This window comes from Klebsiella sp. I138, assembly GCF_051131765.1.
Taxonomy (GTDB): domain Bacteria; phylum Pseudomonadota; class Gammaproteobacteria; order Enterobacterales; family Enterobacteriaceae; genus Klebsiella.
Genome location: NZ_CP180447.1, coordinates 1509700 through 1533992 on the forward strand (window position 1 = coordinate 1509700; position 24293 = coordinate 1533992).

Genomic DNA, 24293 nt, shown 5'->3' on the forward strand with positions numbered 1-24293 from the left:
CCTCAGGCGCTGTGGCTTAGCGCGCTGACCGCCAGCGCTTTAGTGAACCGCAGCCGTCCGTCAAACGGCGGCTGACTGTACTCTTCCGGGTTGCGCGACAGGTCAAACTGCGCCTCATAGCCCTGGCTCAGATAGAGCCTGACCGCCTCCGGCTGGCGAAAACCGGTGGTCAGATAGATGTGGCTGTAGCCCGCCAGCACCGCCCGTCGTTCCAGCTCCTGCACGACCCTTGCCGCCAGCCCTTGCTGGCGCAGGGCGTGATGGGTCCAGATGCGTTTAATTTCCGCCGTGTGGGTATCTTTCGGCTTATAGGCGCCGGTCGCGATGATCTCACCTTGACGTTCGAGGACGATAAACAGCCCCTGCGGCGCGAGATACCATTCGGTCAGCTCCACTTCTGCATCGCGGGAGAAATAGTCGCCGTAGCGCGAGGCGTATTCGGCGAACAGGCCGTTAATAATCGGCTGGAGTTCCGGTGCTTCGGGTGAAATATCGCGGAATGCTTCACTCATGTTGCCTCCTGTTAGTCGCCCAGTCCGGCCGGGTTAATTTCGGATTGCGGGATGCTTTCCACGCTTTCGCCCCAGCGGGCAAGCACTTTGGCGTAGTCACCGTTCTGAATAGTGCCGTTCAGCGCCGTGTGCACGGGCGCGACCAGGCCACTGCCCTTTTTCAGCGTGACCGCAATATGCGCCGCTTTCGGCCAGCCGCCGTCGACGCTGCCCACCAGTTTGGTTTTCCCGGTCAGCGCCGCTTTCCAGGCACCGATCACGTTAGGGCCAAAGAAGGCGTCAGCGCGGCCGGACTGAATCGCCAGCGTCTGGGCGGCATCATCTTTGGTGTAGACCGGTGTAAAAGGCTTCAGCCCTTTTTTCAGGTTTTCCGCATTCCACGCCAGCAGGATGGCCTCCTGATTGGTACCGGAGCCGACGATAATCCGCAGCCCGGCTATGTCTTCCGCCGTCTCAATTTTACTCAGCGGGCTGGTACTCTTGACGTAGAAGCCCAGCGAGTCCTTACGGTAGGTGGCAAAATCGAACTTCTCTTTGCGCTCTTTGGTGACGGTAATATTGCTGATCGCGGCATCATATTTGCCGGAGGCCACGCCCAGCGGCCAGTCCTCCCAGGACGTCGGTACCACGTTTAGCTCCAGGCCCAGGCTGTCGGCGACCAGGCGGGCGATATCCACCTCGCTGCCAAGCAGGGTCTTGTTATCGTCCGAGAAAACGGTCAGGGGTGGCGAGTTCAGCGCCGCCACCGCCACGGTAAATTTCCCCGGCACCGCCAGGTGATAATTCGCCGGCAACTGGGCAATGGCCTGCGGATTCTTTGCCGTATGCACCGGCGCTTTATTGGCCTCCAGGCTCACCCCGGTGCCGTTGATATTGACGTCCTGCGCCCATAATGGCGCGCTGAAGGCCAGCGCGAGAGCCAGTAAAAGTGACTTTTTCTGCATAGCGTCGGTTCTCTTTTTTATTGCAGGAAGGCGTTCACGGGCTGTTCCAGCCCCAGACTTTCACGCAAGGTGGTACCGGGATAGTCCCGGCGGAACAGTCCTCTCGCCTGCAAAATCGGCACCACGCGATCGACAAAGCGCGGGAAGGTATCCGGCGTGCCGCCCTGGATGATAAAACCGTCGGCCCCACGCTGTTCAAACCACAGCTGTAAACCATCGGCGACCTCCTGCGGCGTACCGGCAAAAAGTGGCCGTGGGCTGGCGGCCTCCAGCGCGACCTGGCGCAGGGTCAGATGGCGTTTGCGGGCGTTGCGTTTGATCTCATCGGTAGTGCTGCGGAAACTGTTTTTACCTAGCTCGCCGACATCCGGGAACGGTTCGTCCAGCGGGTACTGCGCAAAATCGTGGTGTTCGAAATAACGCCCGAGATAGCTCAAGGCATCCTCAATCGACACCAGCGCGGCGGTGGTCTGATATTGCTGCTCTACATCGTCGGCATCATCACCGACAATCACGCTGACGCCCTGGAAAATATGCAGCTGATTATCTTGCCGTCCATAGGCCGCCAGCTGGCTTTTCACATCGCGATAAAACTCTTGCGCCTGGGCAAGCGAAGCCTGATGGGTAAAAATGGCATCAGCATGGCTGGCCGCCAGTTTTTTTCCGTCATCGGAAGCGCCGGCCTGGAAAATAATGGGTCGCCCCTGCGGTGTGCGGGAAATATTCAGCGGACCGGCAACCTGGAAAAAATCACCGCGATGGTCAAGGGTATGCAGCTTATTTTTATCAAAGAACTGCCCGGTGGTTTTATTACGCACAAAAGCGTCTTCTTCCCATGAATCCCATAATCCTTTAACTACCCGCAAATATTCGTCGGCAATTCGGTAGCGCAGCGCGTGGTCGGGGTGACGGTCGCGGGAGAAGTTCTTTGCCGATCCCTCCAGCGGCGAGGTCACCACGTTCCAGCCCGCACGTCCCTGGCTCAGATGGTCAAGGCTGGCAAACTGTCTCGCGGTAGTAAAAGGTTCGCTGTAGGAGGTTGATAAGGTCCCCACCAGTCCCAGATTGCGGGTGACCGCCGCCAGCGTCGAGAGCACGGTCAGCGGTTCAAAACGGTTTAAGAAATGCGGGATAGATTTCTCATTAATATATAAACCATCGGCAACAAATATAAAATCCAGCTTGCCCTCCTCGGCTTTTAAAGCCGTCTGTTTGACAAACTCAAAATTAATACTGGCATCCGCCTGAGCGGCCGGATGACGCCAGGCAGACATATTTCCCGATGCGCCGTGTAATATCGTGCCCAAACGTAATTGTCGCTTTTCAGACATAGCTACCCCTTTCCTTGCCGAAAATGAAAATAAAAGCCCGATGTCTCAGACGTTAGATCTGGCGCAATGCCTGTTCAGCCAGTGCCGCAAAATAACGCGCCGCCGGCGCCATTAAACTGTCATCCGGATTGTAGGCCGGGTGATGGAGACCAAATTCGCTGGCGCTGCCGATGCTGACAAAGGCGCCGGGAATATGCTGTAGGTAAACGGCAAAATCCTCGCCTCCCATATGCAGGTCCGCATGATGCGTGCGATATCCGGATTCTGCGGCGACATCGCTGGCGAACGCCGCCCAGCGCTCGTCATTGACTAACGCCGTCGGCCCGGCATACCAGAACACATCTATCTGCGCGCCAAAGGCGCTGGCAAACCCGGCAGCAATCTCGCTGACCCGCGCCTTCACCCGCTGCTGGACATCGCTGCTGTGGGTACGCAGCGTCCCTTCCAGCTCCACGCTTTCCGGCAGCACGTTCCAGGTGTTGCCACCCTGAATACGCGTCACGCTCAGCACCACCGAATCCAGCGTATTCACCTCGCGGCTGGCGACGCTTTGCAGAACGGTAACCAGCTGGCTGGCCAGCAAAATGGCGTCTTTCCCTTCATGGGGACGGGCGGCGTGCGCCCCTTTCCCGGTAACCTTGAAGACAAAGCGATCGACGTTGGCATAGAAGGCTCCGCCGCGGGTAGCAAATTCGCCCACCGGCAGGCCGGGTTCATTATGCATCCCGAAAATTGCCGAAACCCCTTCCAGCGCCCCGGCGCGAATCAGGGTTTTCGCACCGCCGAAATTCTCCTCCGCCGGCTGAAACAGAATTCTAACCCGGCCAGGGAGCAGCGCTTCGCGTTCTTTCAGCAACAGCGCGGCCCCCAGCATGACGCTGGTGTGAATATCATGCCCACAGGCGTGCATCACCCCTTCGTTTTGCGAGCGCCAGGGCAGCCCGGTGCTCTCCTCTATCGGTAGCGCGTCAATGTCCGCCCGCAGGGCGATAATCTTATCGCCGCTGCCGACTTCCACTACCAGCCCGGTTTTTAGCGCATAGGGTAGCACCTGGAGGCCGCCACTTTGCAACCAGTCACGGATCCGCGCCGTCGTCGCCACCTCCTGTAAAGAGAGCTCCGGATACTGATGCAGTTCACGCCGCCAGTTAATCAGCTGTTGTTCGAAGCTCATGGCAGCACCTCCGCGCCAAGATGGGCCTGAGCCAGCAGGCGCAGGGAGTCGAGGCGAGCCTGCCCTTCACTGACCGGCGTGTCGATAATAAATTCGGCAATATTCCAGGCGCTATGCAGATCGTCGAGTTGCGCTTTCACCTCCTCCGCGGTTCCGGCCAGCAGCGAGGACTCACGCCGGGCGATACGAACCGGAGGACTGCCGGCCTGGCGAGCAAAAGCCGCCGCCTGCGCTTCGCTACCGACCGTCACCCGCAGGCCGTTTTCCAGTTCGACGCCCCAGACCTCAACCTGTTTTGCCAGTTCAGCCGCCGTAGCGCTGTCTGCGGCGACGATCGCCTGTACCGCAACGATGGCGTCCCGGCGACTTAGCGCCCGCCAGCGGGTTAACACCTCGCGGAGCAGCACTTTGTCACCGTTTAAGTGAGCGGCAAAAACGAAATTCCAGTCCAGCTGCGCGGCGAGCTGGACGCTCTCCAGGCTGGCGCCAAGCAGAAACCCCTCGGCGCGGCGCGGCGGGATCGGCGTCGCACGCAGGCTCTCTTCGCCTGCGGCATCGGTGAGTGAGAGCCAGTTATCAAGCTGGGCGAGGCTATCGGCAAACGACCCTTTCTCTGCTGGATCAACCCCCTGTTGCAACGCCCGCGTTGACAGCGGCAGTCCGCCAGGCGCTTTACCAACGCCAAGATCGACCCGGCCTGGCGCAATGGAGGCCAGCAGATTGAAGTTTTCCGCGACTTTGTACGGGCTGTAATGTTGCAGCATGACGCCGCCGGATCCGACGCGAATCTGTCGGGTCTGACCGAGGATCCAGGCGATCACCACTTCCGGCGACGGGCTGGCTAGCTGGTCGGTATTGTGATGTTCGGCAATCCAGAAACGATGATAACCCCAGGCTTCCGCCTGTTGCGCCAACGTTAATGTACGCCCCAGCGCCTGAGCGGCCGTCTCTCCCGCCGCCAGCGGGCTTTTATCCAGAATACTGATTCGATAAGACATTTTGCAGGCTCACATTTTCTGACATGCCTGCATTATTAGAATCTGCGGCGGCCACTGAGAAACAATTTATTCACATGTGCTCTGCCGGAAAATAGATATACGCAGTTAACGCGGCGTCGCCTGCGCCTGCAAGCGGCGGATAAAATCCTCCGTCTGCTGCTGGGTACGCAGGCGCACGAAGCGGATGTGTTGCCAGGCCGGGTCGGCCATATCAGACTGATAACGCTGGCGATTATTCCTCCAGGTCTTGATGGTCCACCAGATAATGGAATCGCGGCTGAAGAAGGCGCGACGGAAGCTTTCGCAGTTGCCGGTTCCCGGCCATAGCTCCTGATGGCGACTTGCCCGGGAGATGGCCCGGCAGACGGCCTGTCGCAAGGTTCGGCAGAAGCCATAGTCCACCCACACGACCAGATCGACGTTGCGCCATTTGACCGGACGACTGCGGTTGTAGTTGCCGTCCAGAACCCAGCCGGGGACCTCGGTAGCGACGGCCACTTTTGCGAAGAATGCCTCATCTGGCGTGCCCTGCCAGTCCGCACGCCAGTATAGTCTGTCCATCTCAATGCAGGGAACGGCAAGGGTATGCGCGAGCCGGCGCGCCAGGGTTGATTTGCCGACGCCGCTGGTGCCAACTACGTTGATATTCATCGTTGTCTCTCAGCCGTGGTGGGGCTGAGAATCATAGCCTGAAACGGCCAGACGGCGCTAGCGGCTCACCCGACCAGCGCCGCCGGGCAATACGGACCGGAGGGTTAACTTGCCGGATACTGCTCGTCGGTCACTTTTTCAAGCCAGGTGACCGGGCTGCCATTTTCCGATTCCGCGATAGCAATATGCACCATGGCGGTGTCGCCGCAGGCGCCGTGCCAGTGTTTGACGCCCGGCGGGATCCAGGCAATATCGCCCTGATTCAGCGCCTGAGGCGCCTGGCCCCACTCCTGGAGCCAGCCGCGCCCCTGGGTGATGATAAGCGTCTGGCCAAGCGGATGGGTATGCCAGGCAGTACGCGCGCCGGGTTCGAAAGTCACCGTCGCCCCGCCCACTTTTGCCGGCTCGCTCGCCTGGAACGGCGCATCAATACGAACATCGCCGGTAAACCAGTTGTCCGGACCTTTTCGTGAAGGCTGTGAGCCGCTACGAATAATGTTCATTTTTCTCTCCTCTCAACATGACGTGTCTGATCAAGGTAGCGCAATCTGGCACCGAGGATTAGACTGCAAAATCAGAAAGGAACCATGAGCGAAATTCATTAATCAGGAAAAATGATGTTAAAAGATAACGTTAACGACCTGCTGTCGTTTATGGTGGTGGCCCGCGAGCGCAGTTTTACCCGCGCGGCCGCCCAGCTTGGTGTCTCTCAGTCCGCTCTCAGTCACGCGATGCGTAACCTTGAGGCCCGACTCGACGTCCGACTGCTGACCCGCACCACCCGCAGCGTGGCGCCTACCGAAGCGGGAGAAAGACTGTTTCAGCGCCTGAGTCCGCATCTGAAAGAGATAGAACAGGAGCTTAACGCCCTGCGCGACACCCGCGATCGCCCGGCGGGCAACATTCGCCTGACCGCCGGTGAACATGCCACCAGCGCCGTGCTGTGGCCTGCCTTGAAAAACTTCATGCTGCAATACCCGGATATCAATATCGAGATTACCGTGGACAACGGCCTGACTGATATTGTCGACGGCCGCTTTGATGCCGGAGTTCGCCTCGGTGAACAGGTTGCCAGAGATATGATTGCCGTGCGTATCGCACCCGATATGCGTATGGCGGTAATTGGCTCTGTGGATTATTTACAGCGCTACGGCACCCCGCAAACGCCCTACGATCTCGAGCACCATCGCTGTATTAATATGCGCCTGCCGACCCTCGGGGGTATCTATGCCTGGGAGTTTGAGCAGGACCACCGTGAAGTCCGGGTGCGCGTCGAGGGGCAAATAACCTTAAACAGCCTTCCGCAGCGAATTGACGCCGCTGAATCCGGGCTGGGCCTGGCCTATGTCCCGGAGGATAGCGTTGAGCAGGCGCTGGCGGAAGGGAGACTCGTCCGGGTCCTCGATGCCTGGACCCCCTCTTTCTCCGGCTATCATCTTTACTACCCCAGCCGCCGCCAGCATACGACAGCCTTTAGCCTGCTGGTGGACGCCCTTCGTCGTTGAACTCATTGATATATAAGCAAGTGCTGTGCAGAAATGTTTTACGTGCGTGACTATCTCGATGCGTGTAGGATGCTGCGCCATGCTCTGCTTATCTCCTACGTCAGAATGATGGGAAAGCCAGCATAACGTACTGCGACTCAGCGGTGCGAGGAACCACTCATGGACATTGACAGGAAAATGGGTACACCAATGAATACAAAGCAAAACACGACGGCAGAACACCATGCCGCCAAACGTCACTGGCTCAACTCTCAGGAGTCGGGTTATCACAAAGCGATGGGCAACCGTCAGGTGCAGATGATTGCCATCGGCGGCGCCATCGGTACCGGCCTGTTTCTCGGCGCGGGCGCGCGATTACAGATGGCAGGGCCCGCGCTAGCGCTGGTTTATCTGGTCTGCGGCCTGTTCTCATTCTTTATCTTACGTGCGCTGGGCGAACTGGTCCTGCACCGTCCTTCCAGCGGCAGTTTCGTCTCCTACGCCCGCGAGTTTATGGGTGAAAAAGCGGCCTATGTCGCCGGCTGGATGTACTTTATCAACTGGGCGATGACCGGGATTGTCGATATCACCGCGGTAGCCCTGTATATGCACTACTGGGGCGCTTTCGGGGATGTTCCGCAGTGGGTCTTCGCCCTCGGCGCGCTGGCAATCGTCGGCACTATGAACATGATCGGTGTGAAGTGGTTTGCCGAAATGGAGTTCTGGTTTGCCCTGATCAAAGTGCTGGCGATCGTTGCCTTCCTGGTGGTGGGGACGATTTTCCTCGGTAGCGGCAAACCGCTGGACGGGAATGCCACCGGCTTCCATCTGATTACCGATAACGGCGGCCTGTTCCCGCACGGGCTGATGCCTGCGCTGGTGCTGGTGCAGGGGGTGGTGTTCGCCTTTGCCTCTATCGAGCTGGTCGGTACCGCCGCCGGAGAATGCAAAGATCCGCAGACAATGGTGCCGCGCGCCATCAACAGCGTGATCTGGCGTATCGGCCTGTTCTACGTGGGCTCGGTACTGCTGCTGGTCCTGCTGCTGCCGTGGAATGCGTATCAGGCCGGGCAGAGCCCGTTTGTGACCTTCTTCTCGAAGCTGGGCGTGCCGTACATCGGTAGCGTGATGAATATCGTGGTACTCACCGCGGCGCTCTCCAGCCTCAACTCTGGCCTGTACTGCACCGGGCGCATTCTGCGTTCGATGTCGATGGGCGGTTCCGCGCCGAAGTTTATGTCGAAGATGAGCCGTCATCACGTGCCCTATGCCGGGATTCTGGCCACGCTGGCGGTGTACGTGGTTGGCGTGTTTCTGAACTATCTGGTGCCGTCTCAGGTCTTCGAAATTGTCCTGAACGTGGCATCGCTGGGGATTATTGCCTCGTGGGGCTTTATCGTGGTGTGCCAGATGCGTCTGCGTAAAGCCATCAAGGAAGGGAAAGCGGCGGATGTGAGCTTCAAAATGCCGGGCGCGCCGTTCACCGCCTGGCTGACCCTGCTGTTCCTCCTGAGCGTACTGGTGCTGATGGCCTTCGATTACCCGAACGGCACCTACACCATCGGCTCAATTCCGCTGATCGCGGTGTTGCTGGTCGCCGGTTGGTTCGGGGTGCGTAAGCGCGTTCATGCGATTCATAGCACGGCGCCGGGCGCACAGACTGCACAGAAATAACCTTATCGCGGTTTGTCCGTCATCGGGCAAACCGCCACTTCTTGTTTAGTTGTCTTCCACCAGCTGTGACACGTCGCTGCTGTTAATCTGACGATGGTTGCCGGATTCATCCACATAGCTGGTCATGCCGGTGTCTTTATCCAGACGCGGTTTACCCTGAGTCACAATGGTCTGCCCGCTTTTGGTGGTCATCACATAGTTTGAAGTACAACCCGCAAGCAGTGCCAGCATCGCGCCAGCGCACAGAACCATAAATGGCTTATTCATACATCCTCCAGATTGATTAATACCGCCCGGCAGCAGGCGGAAAGCGTTAATTGTAAAACCATTATATTAATCGGGCCAATAAGTGTTTGTAACAGAGGGTGATTCCGGCGGGCGGGAGGGGTTTCCCCCTCCTCAAACAAGACTTACAGCGCAATGCGGATAATGTCATCCGGCTGGGTCGCTTCTTTCTGACGGGTTGATTCCTGCTTCACGCTGACATACAGCGTTTTACCGTCGGCAGAGAGCACCAGACTGTTCGGGTGGGTTGGCGTTTTGAAGGTTTTGACGACTTTGTAGGTTTTGCCATCAATAACGCTGACTTCACCGGCTTTCCGATGCGTGACGTAGGCTTCGTTGCGCGTCGGGTTGAACAGCACCGCCAGGGATTCCGGCGCGGCAACTTTATTCAGTACTTTCCCGTCACGGAGGTCGACCACCAGCACTTCCGGCTGTTTGCCATCGGTGATGAAGGCGCGATGGCCGGCGGTATCCAGGCTCAGGTTAAGATAGAAATGCTCTTTGCCGTCGTCCTGAAGTTTTTTGCGGCTCAGAATTTTGTTGCTCTCGCTGTCGATGATCAACAGCTCGCCGTCGGCATTGGTGGTGTAAATCCGTTTCGCATCAGCATCTACCGCCAGCCCGGTTGCCATAGCGCCGGTATTGGTGATGGTGTCTTTCAGCGTCAGCTTTTCACCATCCACGACCCAGATCACGCTCTCTTTGCCCAGACCGGTGATATAGACGGTGTTGGTTTTTTCATTAACGGCCAGTTCACGCGGCGCCAGCGGGCGCACGGTTTCGCTGCGTTTACGATCGTCGAGCACCAGACGGCCTTTCACCGTGCCGGTTTTCGCGTCAATAGCGGTGACGGTGCTGTCAGTGGTGTTGCCAAACCACAGCGTTTGCGTCGCGTTATTGATCGTCGCGCCGAACGGTTTCAGATCGTTATGAATAACCTGAGTGACCTCCAGCGTGGTCGGATCGAGACGATAAACAATCCCGCCTTTATCCAGCGAACGGCTTTGAGAAGTAGCGACCCACAGCGCATTTTCCTGCTGGCTGTAAGCCATTTCGTATGCGCCCTTACCGACCGCCTTGCGCAACATTTCTTCTGCCGCATGAGCGCTAAAGCTCCCCGCCAGCAGTAAAGAGGTTAATAACAGTGAACGGCGCAGACGCGGCGTGGACAGATGACGTAATGACATGACGACTCCCTTTGATAAAACAACTATGTGCCTGCTCGACATTGCTTCCCTGACGCAAAGTCATGGCTTTGCGTTATTTTCAAATGCGAATAGTAATCATTATTTACCCTAAAGTGGAGCGCTATTTGTCGAAACTGACGGCTAAAATAACCATTCGGTGCCATTATTTAACGAAAATAACGTTAATAATTTTCAAAAAATTACAAAAGGGTTAACATGTGGACATATGTTCCGTTTGGTTCGTTTTACGAGTAGCTCTATGAAAATCCTTTCCGTGCGCACGGCTGCGCTCCCTGCCCTCCTCTTTCCGCTGATTGCAGTGGCTCAGACCAGCACCACCGATGAACAGACTATGGTCGTGACCGCCGCCCCAACTGCGGTCTCCGAACTCGATACCCCCGCGGCCGTCAGCGTCGTTAACGGGGATGAGATGCGCCAGGCGGCGCCGCGGGTAAATCTTTCTGAATCACTGGGTTCCGTACCGGGGCTGCAGGTGCAGAACCGCCAGAACTACGCTCAGGATCTGCAGCTATCGATTCGCGGCTTTGGTTCCCGCTCTACCTACGGCGTGCGCGGGCTGCGTATTTACGTCGACGGCATTCCGGCCACCATGCCCGACGGCCAGGGACAAACCTCGAATATTGATATCGGCAGCGTCGACAGTCTGGATGTCCTGCGCGGACCGTTCTCTGCGCTGTACGGCAACTCCTCCGGGGGGGTGATCAACGTGACCACTCAAACCGGCAGCCAGCCGCCAACCATTGAAGCCAGCAGCTATTACGGCAGTTTCGGGACCTGGCACTATGGCCTGAAGGCGATCGGATCCGTCGGTGACGGGACCCACGCTGGTGACGTCGATTACACCGTATCGACCAACCGTTTTACCACCCACGGTTACCGCGATCACAGCGGCGCGCGCAAAAATCTGGCCAACGCCAGGCTGGGCGTACGCATCAATGACGTCAGTAAACTGACCTTGCTGTTCAACAGCGTGGATATCAAAGCCAATGATGCCGGCGGCCTGAGCTACGATGAATGGCAGAACAATCCGCGCCAGTCGCCCCGTGGCGACCAGTACAATACCCGTAAGTCAACGAAACAAACCCAGGCGGGATTGCGCTACGAGCGACAGCTCAGCGAGCAGGACGACCTGAGCGTGATGATGTACGCGGGCGAGCGTGAAACCACGCAATATCAGTCGATTCCCCGCGCGCCGCAGCTCAACCCCGCTCATGCGGGCGGCGTTATCGACCTGACGCGCCATTATCAGGGGATTGATACGCGCTGGACCCACCGCGGTGAACTGCTGGTGCCGGTCACCTTCACCACCGGCCTCGACTATGAAAATATGAGCGAGCGTCGCAAAGGATTTGAAAACTTCGTGATGGTTAACGGCGCGCCGCAGTACGGCGAAGAGGGTAACCTGCGCCGGAATGAACGCAATCTGATGTGGAACATCGACCCGTATCTGCAAACCCAATGGCAGCTGACGGACAAACTCTCGCTTGATGCCGGAGTGCGCTACAGCTCGGTGTGGTTCGATTCCAACGATTATTACATTACCCCGGGCAACGGCGATGACAGCGGCGACGCCAGCTACCACAAATGGCTGCCGGCAGGATCGTTGAAGTATGCGGTCACCGAGGCGTGGAACGTCTATCTGTCCGCCGGCCGAGGCTTTGAAACACCAACCATTAACGAACTCTCTTACCGTGCCGATAACCAAAGCGGCCTGAACTTCGGCCTGCAACCTTCGACCAACGAAACGGTCGAGATCGGCAGTAAGACGCGGATCGGCAATGGCCTGTTTACCGCCGCGCTCTTCCAGACCAATACCGATAACGAAATTGTGGTAGATGCCAGCAGCGGCGGGCGTACCAGCTATAAAAACGCCGGTAAAACTCGCCGTCAGGGGATGGAGCTGGGCCTGGATCAGCAGTTTGCAGAGAACTGGCGCCTGAAAGCCGCGTGGACCTGGCTGGACGCGACCTACCGGACCAACGTCTGTGACGACAGCAACTGCAACGGCAACCGGATCCCAGGGATCGCCCGTAATATGGGCTATGCGTCATTTGGCTATCAACCGGATCGCGGCTGGTACGCCGGCAGCGATATTCGCTATATGAGCGATATTATGGCCAATGATGAGAACACCGCCAAAGCGCCGTCGTGGACGGTGGTCGGTCTCACCACCGGCTATAAGTGGAGCTACGGCAAGATGGATATGGATCTGTTTGGTCGCGTCGACAACCTTTTCGACCGCAGCTACGTCGGCTCGGTTATCGTCAACGAGTCCAACGGCCGCTACTACGAGCCTGCGCCGGGGCGTAACTATGGCGTCGGCCTGAACCTCGCCTGGCGATTCGAGTAATCGCCAGCCACCGTCAGCGGAATCACCCCCCTCTCCCCCGGTGAACACAGCGCCGCCGGGGGATATTCCCGGAGGCGGCGCGACACACCTGTCCGGGCTACAATATTCCCAACTGCACAGGGCCGTAGCCCGGTCAGCGCAGCGCCAGCGGGGAATCGTCCTCACCGCCATTAAAATGCTGCGTGCTTCACGCTTTGCTTTATCCTTTCTCGTCTGTTGTGCTTCCGGGCGTTACCCTTGTCACAATTAACACCCAAAAGGAGCTGCTATGGCACTGCCGATCATTCTCGATTGCGATCCGGGTCATGATGACGCCATCGCGATTGTTCTCGCCCTCGCCTCACCCGAACTTGACGTCAAAGCGATCACCGCCTCTGCGGGCAATCAGACACCGGATAAAACCCTGCGCAACGTGCTGCGAATGTTGACGTTACTCGGGCGGCAGGATATTCCGGTCGCCGGCGGCGCGCACAAACCGCTGATGCGGGATCTGATCATCGCCGACAATGTTCATGGCGAAAGCGGGCTTGATGGTCCGGTGCTTCCGGAGCCTGATTTTGCGCCACTGGCCTGCACCGCCGTCGAGCTGATGGCGAGCACGCTTCGCGCAAGCCCGCAGCCGATAACCCTTGTCGCGACCGGCCCGCAGACTAATGTTGCCCTGCTGCTTAACAGCCACCCGGAACTGCATGGCAAGATTGCTCGTATTGTCCTGATGGGCGGCGCGATGGTGCTGGGCAACTGGCAGCCCGCCGCCGAGTTTAATATCTACGTCGACCCCGAAGCCGCGGAAATCGTCTTCCAGTCCGGTATCCCGATAGTTATGGCCGGGCTGGACGTGACCCATAAAGCACAGATTCATGACCAGGATATCGCGCGTTTTCGCCAGGTGGGTAACCCGGTTGCGACCATTGTCGCCGAACTGCTCGACTTCTTTATGGCATACCACCGGGATGAAAAATGGGGTTTTGTTGGCGCACCGCTGCACGATCCCTGCACCATTGCCTGGCTGTTGAAACCAGAACTCTTCACCAGCGTTGAGCGCTGGGTGGGTGTGGAAACGCAGGGGAAATATACCCAAGGGATGACGGTAGTCGATTATTACTCTCTGACCGGCAATTCGCCGAATACAACGGTCCTGCTGGACGTCGACAGGCAAGGGTTTGTGGATTTGTTAGCCGGGCGACTGGCGTTTTATGGCTGAATAAGGGTTCTGCGCGACGTTAGGGGTTGCGATACAGCCTTCTGGATAAAGACGAGCGTCGACAGTTTGCAGAGCATTAGGCGACGAGCTTGTCAGGGTCAGGCCTTGTCCGTTCGTTCGTCAATAACCCTGCCTTTGGTCTGTCCGGGTTGGATCTATCATAGGCAGGCAGCGCCGTTAATTTCAGTGTCGTGACCGACAAACTGCGTTTATGCGGGATATATTCAAGGATAACGGCTCCGAAGAGCACCGACAGCCATCCCCTCCAATTCCTCCAGTCTTTCCTGGTAAAGTGTGTTTGTGATGGTTAGCTTATTCATATTTTTCTCGGTTGCTTTTGCGACCATGGATTGACCAATAATATCAACCGTCCGGCGAGAGATACCATATTTACAATACTAGCGTACCACTCAGAGCATAATGTCTCGTTGAAAATGCCGACATTTAAATATATTCATAAGTAACGTTAGTGGTGAAAATGAAAGTAAAGTCTATCAGCGAAACAATCTCTCAACAGAGCCGGTCATCATGACATCCTCACCGTCCTGGAGGACGAGGAGGATGTCAACATATCATTACCTAAGTCCAATCCTGATAGCCGTTTTCGTGGATCCAGACAAGTCCAGCAGGACAAGCATCAGATAAAAACCAATACCCATTAAAAGCACCACACTCCATCTCTTCAGGAGAATGTGGAAATCTTTGTCTAAGTTTAACGATCTGTTCTTGTATTGTTCCCGTCCAAAACTCGCCACCGTTTCCAAGTTTTACTTTCCCTTCATTCATCAAACACACGATAAACCAGAGGAATAACTCTTTCTCTTCAAAAAATGATAGCGTTATCTTACCTGATAAGCTATCCGGGTGGATATTTTCCCAAATCGTAACCATTGATGCTCCCTCAAGAGCTTCTTTCCTCTTTTCATATTGCTCTATCGTAATCATATAGATCACCTATCTAAATTTGATTTCAAATTTGTTATCGGAGAGATTCGCAACTTTATTTATATCTTTATTACCGACAATATAAATCAACTACCGAGCTTTTGACTCTTGCGCACTAGTAGAATAGTTTCTCAAATTTATTACCTTCCCTTCAAACTTAGCGTAGTAAACAACATCTTTCGAATTCCTCACCTCGTTGAGAGGTATACCTCCAGCAAGCGATTGTGCGTATACATAGATGCCTTTGTCGCTAAGCGATTCAGATGCAACAATTTTTATTGTTCCTTTCGTGTTACTTCCCTCATCACCCAACACTTGTACTATTGACTTACCAAAAATATTAATATTACCATCTGTCTGTGTTTTATCGAAAAGTTTAACCAACTGGTTAGTGTTAGTTTTCTGAATATCCCGGACATAATTTTCCGTTTTGCTTGACAGAACCGCACCGGCAGCCGTCTCACTTTTAATAAAGCTGACAACGGGTTGGGTATTCAGCGTTTTCGTTTTGTACAGACCATCAGAGGCCTTCACCAGTTGCTGTGAAAGCTTCTTCACGCTGTCTCCGGTTTTCCTCACAATCAGCGTGCTGGCCGTGGTAATAGCCCCGGTACCGATTAGCGCTTCAGGCGCTATAATATCTGCCGCATAGATACCCGCCTGGTTCAGGCAAAGCGCAGGAACGGGCAAGTATTGCCAACACTCATGCAATTTGGAGTAAGACGGATATAAATTAAGGATAACGGCTTCGCAGGGCCGTTATCCTTGTCGATGCTTCAGGTCCAGTCTTCATAGCCATTTTCATGGATCCAGACTATACCGCCAGGGCAATCTTCTTCATAAAACCAGATCTCTTCGTTTCTTTTTTTCCACTCATCTTCTGTTTTCGGAAAAGCCATTCTGTAGCGGCTGATCTGTTCCTCAATAGAACCATCGAGAAATTTACCATGTTTACCAATCCTTACTTTTCCTTCGGTCATGAATCTTTCAAGCAACTCAAAAAAATAAGTTCTTTTTTCTTCAAAAGGAAATTGTACATTACCAATATCTTCATTCGGGCAACTGACCCCCCAAAGAGCATCGATAGCCATTCCCTCCAATACCTCCAGTCTTTCCTGGTATAGTGTGTTTGTGATGGTTAGATTATTCATAAATCACCTACCTAAATTTAATTTCAATTTTATTTATATTTTTTTCGGTTGCTTTTGCGACCATGGATTGACCAATAATATCAATCGTCCAGCGAGATTTGGTATCATCCTGACTTCTGGAAAAATTTCTAAGATTAATAGTGACACCATCTTTTTTTGCAATATAGATGTTCCCTGCAGCTGTTCTTTTCTCTACAAAATGAGTAACACCGGCCAGTGATTGCGCATAATCAATGATCTCTCTATTAGACAGTTTATCTGTCGCAAAGATTTTGGTCGTCCCTGATTTATTACTTCCACCATCCCCCAACACCTGAGCAAACTCTTTGCCGAAGACATTGAGTTTATCGCTACTCTGTTTTGGGTCAAACACTTTTACCAGTTGGTCGGTGTTGGCCTTCTGAATATCCCGGACATAATTTGCCGTTTTGCTTGACAGAACCGCACCGGCAGCCGTCTCACTTTTAATAAAGCTGGCAACGGGTTGGGTATTCAGCGTTTTCGTTTTGTACAGATCATCAGAGGCCTTCACCAGTTGCTGTGAAAGCTTCTTCACGCTGTCTCCGGTTTTCCCCACAATCAGCGTGCTGGCCGTGGTAATAGCCCCGGTACCGATTAGCGCTTCAGGCGCTATAATATCAGCCGCATAGATACCCGCCTGATTCAGGCAAAGCGCAGGATTAGTTTTACAACCGGCAATAACCAGCCGTGCTGCAAGAACCAGCTCAGGCGCCGCTCCAACCAGTGTCATTCCGCCCGCGGTCAGTGCCATACCACCGCCGCTGGCAGCCGCTACGATGATCGCTGCTTCTCGCCGGGCCTGAACGCGCTTCGCCGCCGCCGAATGTTCGTATCCACATGGTACGGGCTCAGCGAAGAGGCAGCCCTCATAGGTAAGTCGCTGAAGAATGGTAGATAAGAGGGGATCGTGAGGGGAAAACCCAGATAGAAGTGCCGAACGGTAACATCGTGGAAATGGAAAAAGAAAACCCGGATGACAGCGCAGCGCGCTCTATCCGGGCTCCAGGGTACAGTCGTTTCGTGAAGTGCTAAGCGCGGCTACTTATCGTCTGGCGAAACGCGTACCACCACTTTGCCGAAGTTTTCCCCCTTCAGCAGACCAATCAGCGCATCTGGCGCCTGTTCAAGACCGTCAATGATCTGCTCGCGGTATTTGATTTTACCTTCCTGCACCCAGCGCCCCATCTCTTCCTGAAACTCGGCAATGCGATGCCAGTAGTCCAGGCCGATGATAAAGCCCTGCATACGGATACGTTTTTTCAGCAGCGTCGCCATCAATAATGGCAGACGGTCCGGGCCATCCGGCAGTTCCGTCGCATTATAACCACTGACCAGGCCGCATACCGGGACCCGCGCGGAAGTATTCAGCAGCGGCAGCACGGCATCAAACACCTTACCGCCCACGTTTTCATAATAGACATCAATACCCTGCGGGCAGGCCTCAGCCAGCTGACTGGCAAAGTCTTCGGCGCGATGATCCAGGCAGACGTCAAAGCCCAGGGTCTCGACCGCATAACGGCATTTCTCGCTGCCTCCGGCAATACCCACCGTGCGGCAGCCTTTCAGTTTTGCGATCTGCCCAACCGTGCCGCCAACCGGCCCGGTGGCGGCGGCCACCACCAGCGTCTCACCCGCCTTTGGCTGGCCGATATCCAGCAGCCCCATATAGGCCGTAAAACCGGGCATGCCGAGTATGCCGAGCGCCCAGGAAGGGTGTTCCGGATGCGCACCCAGCTTCACCAGGCCGCTGCCATCTGAGAGTTCATAATCCTGCCAGCCGCCGTAGCTCAGCACCCACTCTCCGGGTTTAAAATCAGCATGATCAGAGGCTTCGACGCGACTTACCGTTCCCCGACCATCACGGCGTCAATCGCAACCGGCGGCGAGTAGGACGGGGCGTCGCTCATGCGCCCACGCATATAGGGATCTAAAGAGAGATATACCGTGCGCAAGAGCACCTGCCCGGGGCCGGGCGTCGGGGCTGCCCCCTCTTCCAGACGAAAATTATCCCCGGTCGGCTCGCCGTGCGGGCGAGAAGCCAGCACCCAGCGGCGGTGGCGTTGCGAATGAAAAGCCATAGCAAACTCCTCTTATTAAAAGCCTGTAATGAGGCTAGTCGCAATTGCCGCCGCGCACATTGGCATTATGAGGCAGATTGATTTAATCGCACGACCAGGTAGGTGCACGATGCGCTGGACTCATTGATAAAACGGCAGTCGTTTGGCGGCCCCAGTTCAAGACAATCACCGGCCCTCATCTCATGCCGGGTCGCCCCCTCGACAAAAACCAGCTCGCCCTGCTGCAACCAGATCAGTTGACGCGCCAGCGCATAGGAGGCTGCGGGCATCGGGACGTCGCTGCCCGCCGGCAGCTCCACCTGCACCAGATCGATGGGCAGATCGCTGCGTGGCGAAACGTGACGACGTAAATAGTGACTTTGCGGGTCGCGCCATACCGGCTGCTGCGCAAAACGCAGCAGTTTACCTTCCTGCATCTCTGCTCTGGCGATCAGCGTCGACATACTGATGCCAAAGGCGCCGGAAAGCCGCCCCAGCATCGACGCCGTCGGGCTGCTCTCACCGCGCTCGATCTTGTGGATCATCGCGCGCGAAGCGCCGGCCCGCTCGGCCAGTTCGCTGAGCGACCAGCCGCGAGACTCGCGCTCGATGCGGATACGGGCGCTAATGCGCTGATTCATATTGTCTTCAATAGTATTCATAGCGTAGTACTATAGTGTATGAGTCAGCCTCAGACAAGGTGGTACCGAAGGCCCACCCAGCCCAGACAGGACGGGGAATAATAAATTTATTGCTAAAACAGATGACAGCGTTGCGTACATTATTGTAATAATATCGTACTACTATAGTGTACAGATACTGAGGTTTGCTATGCCCATTCGTTATGCCTGCAAAGAAGACTGCGCGGCGATTGCTGAAATCTACAACCACGCGGTGCTGCATACCGCCGCTATCTGGAATGACAAAACCGTCGATACCGATAATCGCATTGCCTGGTTTGAAGCCCGTCAGCTGGCAGGCTTCCCGGTATTGGTGAGTGAAGAGAACGACGTCGTAACCGGCTACTCCTCGTTCGGTGACTGGCGCGCCTTTGAAGGCTTCCGCCATACCGTTGAGCATTCGGTTTACGTCCACCCCGATCATCAAGGTAAAGGATTAGGCCGCAGACTGCTGGTGGCGCTGATTAAAGAAGCTCGCCGCCTGAACAAGCATGTCATGGTCGCCGGTATCGAAGCGCAAAATCAGGCCTCTCTGCATCTGCACGAGACGCTTGGTTTTGTGACCACCGGGCAGATGCCGCAGGTCGGTACCAAATTTGGCCGCTGGCTGGATCTGACCTTTATGCAGCTCCAGTTAGACGATCGCCTCGATCCGGATGCCAGCGCATGAACTCATCCCTGACGCTTGCCTGCCTGATCGCCGCTGGCGTCGGGCTGGTGGTGCAAAATACGCTGATGGTGCGCATTACGCAGTCTGCCTCCACGATATTAATTGCCATGCTGCTCAACTCGCTGGTTGGGATTGTGATTTTTGTGACGATCCTGCTGCTACGCCATGGCGCGGCGGGCTTTCAGGAGCTGGCGCTCAGCATAAAATGGTGGACATTGATTCCGGGACTGCTGGGGTCGTTTTTTGTCTTTGCCAGCATCAGTGGCTATCAGAACGTCGGCGCGGCAACAACGATTGCGGTGCTGATTGCCAGCCAACTGGTTGGGGGACTCGTGATGGATATTATTCGCGCTCACGGTGTGCCGTGGCGGGCGTTGCTGGGGCCGACATGCGGGGCGGTGATGCTGGTTGCAGGCGCCTGGCTGGTAGCCAGACGCCAGTTTTAACCCAGGACTCAGAGAATCGCGCCACCTTTGTTCAACTGGTCGCGGCGTGCTTCCTGTTCTTCATGATGCTGACGCCCATGATGTGCAATCGTGGTCCGTAAACGCTGCTGCTGGGTAAAGCGCTCGTCGCGATCCAGCTCAGCATCGTCACTTAGCGCCACCAGCAGTTCATTCATATGAGTAATAACACCCTCGGCAATCGCGGCATCTACGCGGGCGATAACGTCATCCAGATGTGCCATTTTGTTCTCCTTCGGCTTAATTCAGTTTAACCTTTGAAAAATCGCTGCCCATCAGGCTTACGCTATAGCCGCTGACGTTGCTACGCGTGGCATAGAAGGTTTTCCCCGTCGCCAGGGTAATCCATGGCGCCTGCTGATAAAAAATCTCCTGAGCCTGGGCATACAGTGCAGCGCGTTGCTGCGGATCGCTCACCAGGATAGCTTTTTTCACCAGCGCGTCGTAAGACTTATCGCACCAGCGGGCAACGTTAGAACCGGTCTGGATATTATCACAGCTCAGCAAGGTGCCGGCAAAGTTGTCCGGGTCACCGTTATCCGACATCCAGCCAAACAGCGCGCTGTCGTGTTCTCCTTTGCGCATGCCTGAGAGATATTCACCCCACTCATAGGTGACGATTTTGGCCTTGATGCCCACTTTGCTCCAGTCGTTCTGAATCATTTCGGCAATACGCCGCGAATTAGGGTTATAGGGACGCTGCACCGGCATCGACCATAAAGTCACCTCCGCGCCTTTTTCCAGCCCTGCCTGCTTCAGCAGCGCTTTGGCTTTTTGCGGATCGTAATCGTAGTCCGGCAGATCGTTCTTATAACCGAGCATGTTCGCCGGCAGCGGGGATTTGGCGACAACGCCAGAATCCATAAACACCGCTTTGACGATCGCCTGCTTGTCGGTGGCGTAGTTCAGCGCCTGACGCACCAGCACGTTATCAAACGGTTTTTTCTCGGTATTAAACGCCAGATAGCCGACGTTGAGCGCTTCGACAGAATGCAGCGCCAGATCTTTATTGTTCTTGATAACGGCAAACTGCACGGGAGATGGCGCCGGGATAATCTGGCATTCATTGGTTTGCAGCTTCGCGAGGCGGGTCTCAACGTTCGGGGTAATTGAGAAAATCAGGTGTTTTGTCGGAACTTCGCCTTCCCAGTAATGCGGGTTGGCAATATAACGGATAAGCGAGTCGACTTTATACTGCTGGAGCACATACGGGCCGGTGCCGACAGGCCAGGTATCGACATACTCCGGCGTGCCTTTCTTCAGCATGGCATCGGCGTATTCCGCTGACAGTATCGAGGCGAAATCCATTCCCCAGTCGGCGAGAAAAGCCGCATTCGGCTGCGTCAGCACAAACTGGACGTGATAATCATCGACCTTTTTCACTTCTTTAATCAGCTTATCCAGCCCGACATCGTGAAAATATTCATAGTTGCCTTGCGAAACGTTGTGGTACGGATGTTTCGCATCCTGCTGGCGCAGCACCGAGAAAATCACGTCATCGGCGTTAAAATCGCGGGTCGGTTTAAAGTATTTATTGCTGTTGAACTGCACCCCTTTACGTAGGGTAAAGGTCCAGGTCTTACCATCTGGTGAAACGGTCCACGCGGTGGCGAGCGAAGGGATCGGTGTGTTTTTAACCGGATCAAAAGTGATCAGGCGGTTATAGAGCACCTGTGAGCTGGCCACAAACGAGGGGCCAGAGCTGGCAATCTGCGGGTTAAATGATTCCGGCGAAGCTTCGGAGCAATATACCAGCGTATCGTTACCGGCTGCCCATGCGGCGCCAGCCGGCAGCAGTGCACTTATCGCCAGCGCAATTAACGTTTTCCCTGTAGACATGGTTATAAACCTTATCAATTTGTTATATGTGCTCTAATAACAGCACAGCGGGATTCAACCGGCAAATAATCAATCGGTATCAGGTTATGCTGAAAGCGCCGTTTTCGTCGATTTATTCTCCATCTTCCGGCCCGAGAGGCTGAAGTTGTGAACTCCCTATAAAACCAGAAAAAAAACGTGCGATAACCGCCCTGCTTACTCCACGCGGCCCCGTCGCCCGATACACTCGGAAAACCGCCGAACGCAGAACAATGAGGTTTTCCGATGACAATAACCTGCAACTTATTTACCCATGGCCAATGGCATGATGCTGAAGGCCAGGCAACGTTTACCCGCACGAACCCGGTCAGCGAGCAGCCCGCTTCCATCGCCGCTGCGGCAACCCTTGCCGATGCCCGCCGCTGTGTCGAAGCCGCCGCCGCGGCCTTCCCACAATGGCGCGATACCGCCCCCACCGAACGCCGCCGCCTGCTGCTGGAAGCGGCGGAACAAATGTGCCTTCGTGAAGCAAAGTTTATCGCTACGATGTCGGCAGAAACAGGTGCTACGGCTCACTGGGCGGGTTTTAACGTACATCTGGCCGCCGACGTTTTGCGTGAGGCTGCCGCCCTCACTACCCAGATTGAGGGTCAGATCATTGCGTCGAACGTACCGGGTAATCTGGCCATGGCCGTCCGCCAGGGCGCTGGCGTCGTGCTGGGGATGGCACCATGGAATGCGCCGCTGATCCTGGCGACTCGTGCGATTGCAACGCCGCTGGCCTGCGGTAATACGGTGATCCTCAAGGGCGCAGAGATTTCACCCGCCAGCCAGGCGCTGATCGTTGATGCACTGGCGGCCGCCGGATTGCCGGACGGTGTGGTCAACTATCTGACCTGCGCCCCGGCAGATGCGCCGGCGCTGGTCGAGTCGCTTATCGCCCATCCGGCGGTGCGCCGCGTCAACTTTACCGGTTCCACGCCGGTAGGACGCATCATCGCCCGCACCTGTGGCCAGCACCTGAAACCGGCAGTCCTTGAACTCGGCGGGAAAGCGCCGCTGCTGGTACTTGACGATGCCGATCTCGAACAAGCGGCGGCCGGAGCGGTTTTTGGCGCGTTCGCGAACGCCGGGCAGATCTGTATGTCGACCGAACGCATTATTGTCGACGAGTCGATAGCCGATCGCTTTATCGCCCTGCTCAGCCGCCGCACGGTCACCTTGCCCGCCGGGCTGATTGGGCCCGTTGTCGATATGAAAACCGTCACGCGCTGCAATGAGCTTATCGATGACGCGCTGGCAAAAGGAGCCCGGCTCTTAACCGGCGGCAAAGCTGATACCACGCAGATGAGCGCCACATTGCTTGATGGCGTTACCCGCAATATGCGGATATGGCAGGAAGAGTCCTTCGGCCCGGTGAAAGCGATTATTCGCGTGCAGAGTGAACAAGAGGCGTTGGCCGTTGCCAACGAAAGTGAATACGGGCTCTCTTCGGCGATATACAGCCGCGACAGCGCCCGGGCCTGGAATGTAGCGCAAGCGCTTCAAACCGGCATATGCCACATTAACGGCCCAACCGTGCACGATGAAGCGCAAATGCCGTTTGGCGGCTGCAAAGCATCTGGCTACGGCCGCTTCGGCGGGCGCGCGGGCGTCGCCGAGTTTACCGAACTGCGCTGGATAACAATGCAGACCCGTCCGCGTGAACTGCCGTTTTGATCTGGAGCAGCCGGTTGTCCAGTCTCATCACCGGTTAACAGCCACGTCATTTGGCTGCCGTTGCGGGGCAGGATTACCGCGCAACGGCGGCGACGTTGTTGTCGCCGAACGGAGCAACCGGTCATGCGGCTGAGCGCGCGTGTGGAGCAGGTATTAGTCTTTAGCGTTAGCCACGTCGAAGAATTGCGCCACGCAGCCGGCGAGCGCAACCGGATTGTCCCAGGCCAGCGAGTGCCCCGCGTCCGGTACGACCCGCAGCGGAATACCGGCAGCGACCGCATCGTCAGCCTCCTGCGCCGGGAGCGACAAGGCACCGTAAATCAGCGCCTTGCGACAGGATAATTGCTGAAAGCGGGTGAACCAGGAAGGCGTCACTCCGGCCACCAGGCTGCTGGCCCCCCGCCATACTGCCCACGGAGCGCTGTTTTGCAGGCACCCGGCCCAGGGCGTCGTGTCTTCCGCCAGTATGCTGGAAAAGCCATGAGCAACAAATTGGGCTTCCGTTTGTGCGGCGATCGCCCGGCTGTACATGCCGCCACCGGCATAAAGATTAGGCTCTGCCACCAGCAGAGCCAGCACGCGGTCGCCAAGAAGATCAGCCGTCTCAATGGCAATGCTGCCGCCCATACTGTGGCCAAACAGATAACAGCGGGCCAGTTGCAGGTTGTCGAGCAGTTCCACGACCACCCGCGCCTGCTCACCGGTGCCGTAGCCAAATGTTTCGGGCTTGTCGCTATAGCCGTAACCAGGCAGGTCGACAAGCAGGGCTCGCCGCCCGAGAAAAGCCGGATCGGTCACGACGCGCGGATAATCATAAGAGGACGCGCAGCCCAGTCCGTGAATAAAGACAACCGGGTCGCCGCGTCCAGGAATATCGAGCCAGCGTACGGTCGCGCCAGCTAATGAGGAGAAATAGCCATTCATAAGGTTGTTCCGTCAGGATTAACTGTATT

At 56.1% G+C, this 24293-nt stretch carries 22 protein-coding genes and 2 pseudogenes; 7 read left to right on the plus strand and 17 right to left on the minus strand.

Translation table 11 applies throughout. The annotated features are described in order from the left end of the window. Positions 1-2: 2 nt before the first annotated feature. The 6 genes and pseudogenes from ACMYSK_RS07010 to ACMYSK_RS07035 all read right to left on the minus strand — a co-directional run bounded on the left by ACMYSK_RS07010 (position 3) and on the right by ACMYSK_RS07035 (position 6113). Positions 3-512: a GNAT family N-acetyltransferase gene (locus ACMYSK_RS07010; RefSeq protein WP_434641328.1), complete on the minus strand. Its 510-nt coding sequence runs from the start codon at positions 510-512 to the stop codon at positions 3-5. Between the two features lie 11 nt (positions 513-523). After that, positions 524-2787, minus strand: a pseudogene (locus tag ACMYSK_RS07015) (NtaA/DmoA family FMN-dependent monooxygenase). Positions 2788-2839: 52 nt separating this feature from the next. Further along, positions 2840-3961 carry a M20 peptidase aminoacylase family protein gene (locus ACMYSK_RS07020; protein WP_434641330.1) on the minus strand — a complete coding sequence of 374 codons (1122 nt, stop codon included), beginning with the start codon at positions 3959-3961 and terminating at the stop codon, positions 2840-2842. Beyond that, positions 3958-4959: an MsnO8 family LLM class oxidoreductase gene (locus tag ACMYSK_RS07025; RefSeq protein WP_434641331.1), complete on the minus strand. Its 1002-nt coding sequence runs from the start codon at positions 4957-4959 to the stop codon at positions 3958-3960. Before ACMYSK_RS07025 ends, ACMYSK_RS07020 begins: the two co-directional genes overlap by 4 nt. 105 nt (positions 4960-5064) lie before the next feature. Continuing rightward, on the minus strand, positions 5065-5610 hold the full coding sequence (locus tag ACMYSK_RS07030) for an adenylate kinase (protein WP_434641333.1): 546 nt from the start codon (positions 5608-5610) through the stop codon (positions 5065-5067). Positions 5611-5714: 104 nt separating this feature from the next. After that, entirely contained in the window at positions 5715-6113 is a 399-nt protein-coding gene (locus ACMYSK_RS07035; protein WP_434641334.1) for a (R)-mandelonitrile lyase, read from the minus strand. A gap of 114 nt (positions 6114-6227) precedes the next feature. On the opposite strand from ACMYSK_RS07035, the gene ACMYSK_RS07040 reads away from it, so the two are divergent. Both ACMYSK_RS07040 and ansP read left to right on the plus strand, forming a co-directional pair. Next, entirely contained in the window at positions 6228-7115 is an 888-nt protein-coding gene (locus ACMYSK_RS07040; RefSeq protein ID WP_434643962.1) for a LysR family transcriptional regulator, read from the plus strand. 189 nt (positions 7116-7304) lie between these two features. Next, complete coding sequence (gene ansP / locus ACMYSK_RS07045) at positions 7305-8768, plus strand: L-asparagine permease (protein ID WP_434641336.1); 1464 nt, start codon at positions 7305-7307, stop codon at positions 8766-8768. A 45-nt stretch (positions 8769-8813) separates the two neighbouring features. Here ansP and ACMYSK_RS07050 read toward each other — a convergent pair whose 3' ends face one another. Both ACMYSK_RS07050 and ACMYSK_RS07055 read right to left on the minus strand, forming a co-directional pair. Then, a complete protein-coding gene (locus ACMYSK_RS07050; RefSeq protein ID WP_004861607.1) occupies positions 8814-9035 on the minus strand; it encodes a YgdI/YgdR family lipoprotein in 222 nt (73 codons plus the stop codon). A gap of 143 nt (positions 9036-9178) precedes the next feature. After that, positions 9179-10240: a YncE family protein gene (locus ACMYSK_RS07055; protein ID WP_434641338.1), complete on the minus strand. Its 1062-nt coding sequence runs from the start codon at positions 10238-10240 to the stop codon at positions 9179-9181. Between the two features lie 259 nt (positions 10241-10499). On the opposite strand from ACMYSK_RS07055, the gene pqqU reads away from it, so the two are divergent. Together pqqU and rihA are read left to right on the plus strand one after the other, a co-directional pair. Beyond that, complete coding sequence (pqqU, locus tag ACMYSK_RS07060; protein ID WP_434641339.1) at positions 10500-12611, plus strand: TonB-dependent receptor PqqU; 2112 nt, start codon at positions 10500-10502, stop codon at positions 12609-12611. A gap of 268 nt (positions 12612-12879) precedes the next feature. Next, positions 12880-13815: a pyrimidine-specific ribonucleoside hydrolase RihA gene (gene rihA / locus ACMYSK_RS07065; protein WP_434641341.1), complete on the plus strand. Its 936-nt coding sequence runs from the start codon at positions 12880-12882 to the stop codon at positions 13813-13815. Between the two features lie 579 nt (positions 13816-14394). On the opposite strand, the gene ACMYSK_RS07070 is transcribed toward rihA, so the two are convergent. From ACMYSK_RS07070 to ACMYSK_RS07095, 6 genes and pseudogenes are all read right to left on the minus strand, one after another. After that, complete coding sequence (locus tag ACMYSK_RS07070; protein WP_434641343.1) at positions 14395-14760, minus strand: DUF596 domain-containing protein; 366 nt, start codon at positions 14758-14760, stop codon at positions 14395-14397. 90 nt (positions 14761-14850) lie between these two features. Next, positions 14851-15450 (minus strand): hypothetical protein, encoded by a 600-nt coding sequence (locus tag ACMYSK_RS07075; protein WP_434641344.1) that lies wholly within the window; start codon positions 15448-15450, stop codon positions 14851-14853. A gap of 86 nt (positions 15451-15536) precedes the next feature. Then, entirely contained in the window at positions 15537-15851 is a 315-nt protein-coding gene (locus ACMYSK_RS07080; RefSeq protein WP_434641346.1) for a DUF596 domain-containing protein, read from the minus strand. Positions 15852-15918: 67 nt separating this feature from the next. Then, complete coding sequence (locus tag ACMYSK_RS07085; protein ID WP_434641347.1) at positions 15919-16683, minus strand: hypothetical protein; 765 nt, start codon at positions 16681-16683, stop codon at positions 15919-15921. A gap of 287 nt (positions 16684-16970) precedes the next feature. Next, a pseudogene (locus ACMYSK_RS07090) lies at positions 16971-18010 on the minus strand (NADP-dependent oxidoreductase). Between the two features lie 65 nt (positions 18011-18075). Beyond that, positions 18076-18651 (minus strand): helix-turn-helix domain-containing protein, encoded by a 576-nt coding sequence (locus ACMYSK_RS07095; protein ID WP_434641348.1) that lies wholly within the window; start codon positions 18649-18651, stop codon positions 18076-18078. A 169-nt stretch (positions 18652-18820) separates the two neighbouring features. Here ACMYSK_RS07095 and ACMYSK_RS07100 point away from each other — a divergent pair, with 169 nt between their 5' ends. Next, the gene (locus ACMYSK_RS07100) at positions 18821-19339 is read left to right on the plus strand and encodes a GNAT family N-acetyltransferase (RefSeq protein ID WP_434641350.1); all 519 of its coding nucleotides are present in this window, start codon (positions 18821-18823) and stop codon (positions 19337-19339) included. Then, positions 19336-19785, plus strand: a complete 450-nt coding sequence (locus tag ACMYSK_RS07105) for a DMT family transporter (RefSeq protein ID WP_434641352.1) — start codon at positions 19336-19338, stop codon at positions 19783-19785. The genes ACMYSK_RS07100 and ACMYSK_RS07105 overlap by 4 nt, the downstream gene beginning before the upstream one ends. Before the next feature lie 8 nt (positions 19786-19793). Here the strand turns inward: ACMYSK_RS07105 and ACMYSK_RS07110 are convergent, their stop codons facing one another. Both ACMYSK_RS07110 and ACMYSK_RS07115 read right to left on the minus strand, forming a co-directional pair. Next, positions 19794-20027, minus strand: coding sequence for a YdcY family protein (locus tag ACMYSK_RS07110; RefSeq protein WP_434641354.1), 234 nt, complete (start codon positions 20025-20027; stop codon positions 19794-19796). 16 nt (positions 20028-20043) lie between these two features. Beyond that, a complete protein-coding gene (locus ACMYSK_RS07115) occupies positions 20044-21642 on the minus strand; it encodes an ABC transporter substrate-binding protein (protein ID WP_434641355.1) in 1599 nt (532 codons plus the stop codon). A 264-nt stretch (positions 21643-21906) separates the two neighbouring features. Here ACMYSK_RS07115 and ACMYSK_RS07120 point away from each other — a divergent pair, with 264 nt between their 5' ends. Further along, positions 21907-23340, plus strand: a complete 1434-nt coding sequence (locus ACMYSK_RS07120; RefSeq protein ID WP_434641357.1) for an aldehyde dehydrogenase — start codon at positions 21907-21909, stop codon at positions 23338-23340. Between the two features lie 153 nt (positions 23341-23493). Here ACMYSK_RS07120 and ACMYSK_RS07125 read toward each other — a convergent pair whose 3' ends face one another. Then, entirely contained in the window at positions 23494-24264 is a 771-nt protein-coding gene (locus tag ACMYSK_RS07125) for an alpha/beta fold hydrolase (protein WP_434641358.1), read from the minus strand. Positions 24265-24293 lie beyond the last annotated feature (29 nt).

Excerpts from the sequence above, each read along its gene's own strand:
- ACMYSK_RS07010 (WP_434641328.1), bottom strand. The coding sequence starts at position 512 with ATGAGTGAAGCATTCCGCGATATTTCACCCGAAGCACCGGAACTCCAG.
- ACMYSK_RS07020 (WP_434641330.1), bottom strand. The coding sequence starts at position 3,961 with ATGAGCTTCGAACAACAGCTGATTAACTGGCGGCGTGAACTGCATCAG.
- ACMYSK_RS07025 (WP_434641331.1), bottom strand. The coding sequence starts at position 4,959 with ATGTCTTATCGAATCAGTATTCTGGATAAAAGCCCGCTGGCGGCGGGA.
- ACMYSK_RS07030 (WP_434641333.1), bottom strand. The coding sequence starts at position 5,610 with ATGAATATCAACGTAGTTGGCACCAGCGGCGTCGGCAAATCAACCCTG.
- ACMYSK_RS07035 (WP_434641334.1), bottom strand. The coding sequence starts at position 6,113 with ATGAACATTATTCGTAGCGGCTCACAGCCTTCACGAAAAGGTCCGGAC.
- ACMYSK_RS07040 (WP_434643962.1), top strand. The coding sequence starts at position 6,228 with ATGTTAAAAGATAACGTTAACGACCTGCTGTCGTTTATGGTGGTGGCC.
- ansP (WP_434641336.1), top strand. The coding sequence starts at position 7,305 with ATGAATACAAAGCAAAACACGACGGCAGAACACCATGCCGCCAAACGT.
- ACMYSK_RS07050 (WP_004861607.1), bottom strand. The coding sequence starts at position 9,035 with ATGAATAAGCCATTTATGGTTCTGTGCGCTGGCGCGATGCTGGCACTG.
- ACMYSK_RS07055 (WP_434641338.1), bottom strand. The coding sequence starts at position 10,240 with ATGTCATTACGTCATCTGTCCACGCCGCGTCTGCGCCGTTCACTGTTA.
- pqqU (WP_434641339.1), top strand. The coding sequence starts at position 10,500 with ATGAAAATCCTTTCCGTGCGCACGGCTGCGCTCCCTGCCCTCCTCTTT.
- rihA (WP_434641341.1), top strand. The coding sequence starts at position 12,880 with ATGGCACTGCCGATCATTCTCGATTGCGATCCGGGTCATGATGACGCC.
- ACMYSK_RS07070 (WP_434641343.1), bottom strand. The coding sequence starts at position 14,760 with ATGATTACGATAGAGCAATATGAAAAGAGGAAAGAAGCTCTTGAGGGA.
- ACMYSK_RS07080 (WP_434641346.1), bottom strand. The coding sequence starts at position 15,851 with ATGGCTATCGATGCTCTTTGGGGGGTCAGTTGCCCGAATGAAGATATT.
- ACMYSK_RS07085 (WP_434641347.1), bottom strand. The coding sequence starts at position 16,683 with ATGGCACTGACCGCGGGCGGAATGACACTGGTTGGAGCGGCGCCTGAG.
- ACMYSK_RS07095 (WP_434641348.1), bottom strand. The coding sequence starts at position 18,651 with ATGAATACTATTGAAGACAATATGAATCAGCGCATTAGCGCCCGTATC.
- ACMYSK_RS07100 (WP_434641350.1), top strand. The coding sequence starts at position 18,821 with ATGCCCATTCGTTATGCCTGCAAAGAAGACTGCGCGGCGATTGCTGAA.
- ACMYSK_RS07105 (WP_434641352.1), top strand. The coding sequence starts at position 19,336 with ATGAACTCATCCCTGACGCTTGCCTGCCTGATCGCCGCTGGCGTCGGG.
- ACMYSK_RS07110 (WP_434641354.1), bottom strand. The coding sequence starts at position 20,027 with ATGGCACATCTGGATGACGTTATCGCCCGCGTAGATGCCGCGATTGCC.
- ACMYSK_RS07115 (WP_434641355.1), bottom strand. The coding sequence starts at position 21,642 with ATGTCTACAGGGAAAACGTTAATTGCGCTGGCGATAAGTGCACTGCTG.
- ACMYSK_RS07120 (WP_434641357.1), top strand. The coding sequence starts at position 21,907 with ATGACAATAACCTGCAACTTATTTACCCATGGCCAATGGCATGATGCT.
- ACMYSK_RS07125 (WP_434641358.1), bottom strand. The coding sequence starts at position 24,264 with ATGAATGGCTATTTCTCCTCATTAGCTGGCGCGACCGTACGCTGGCTC.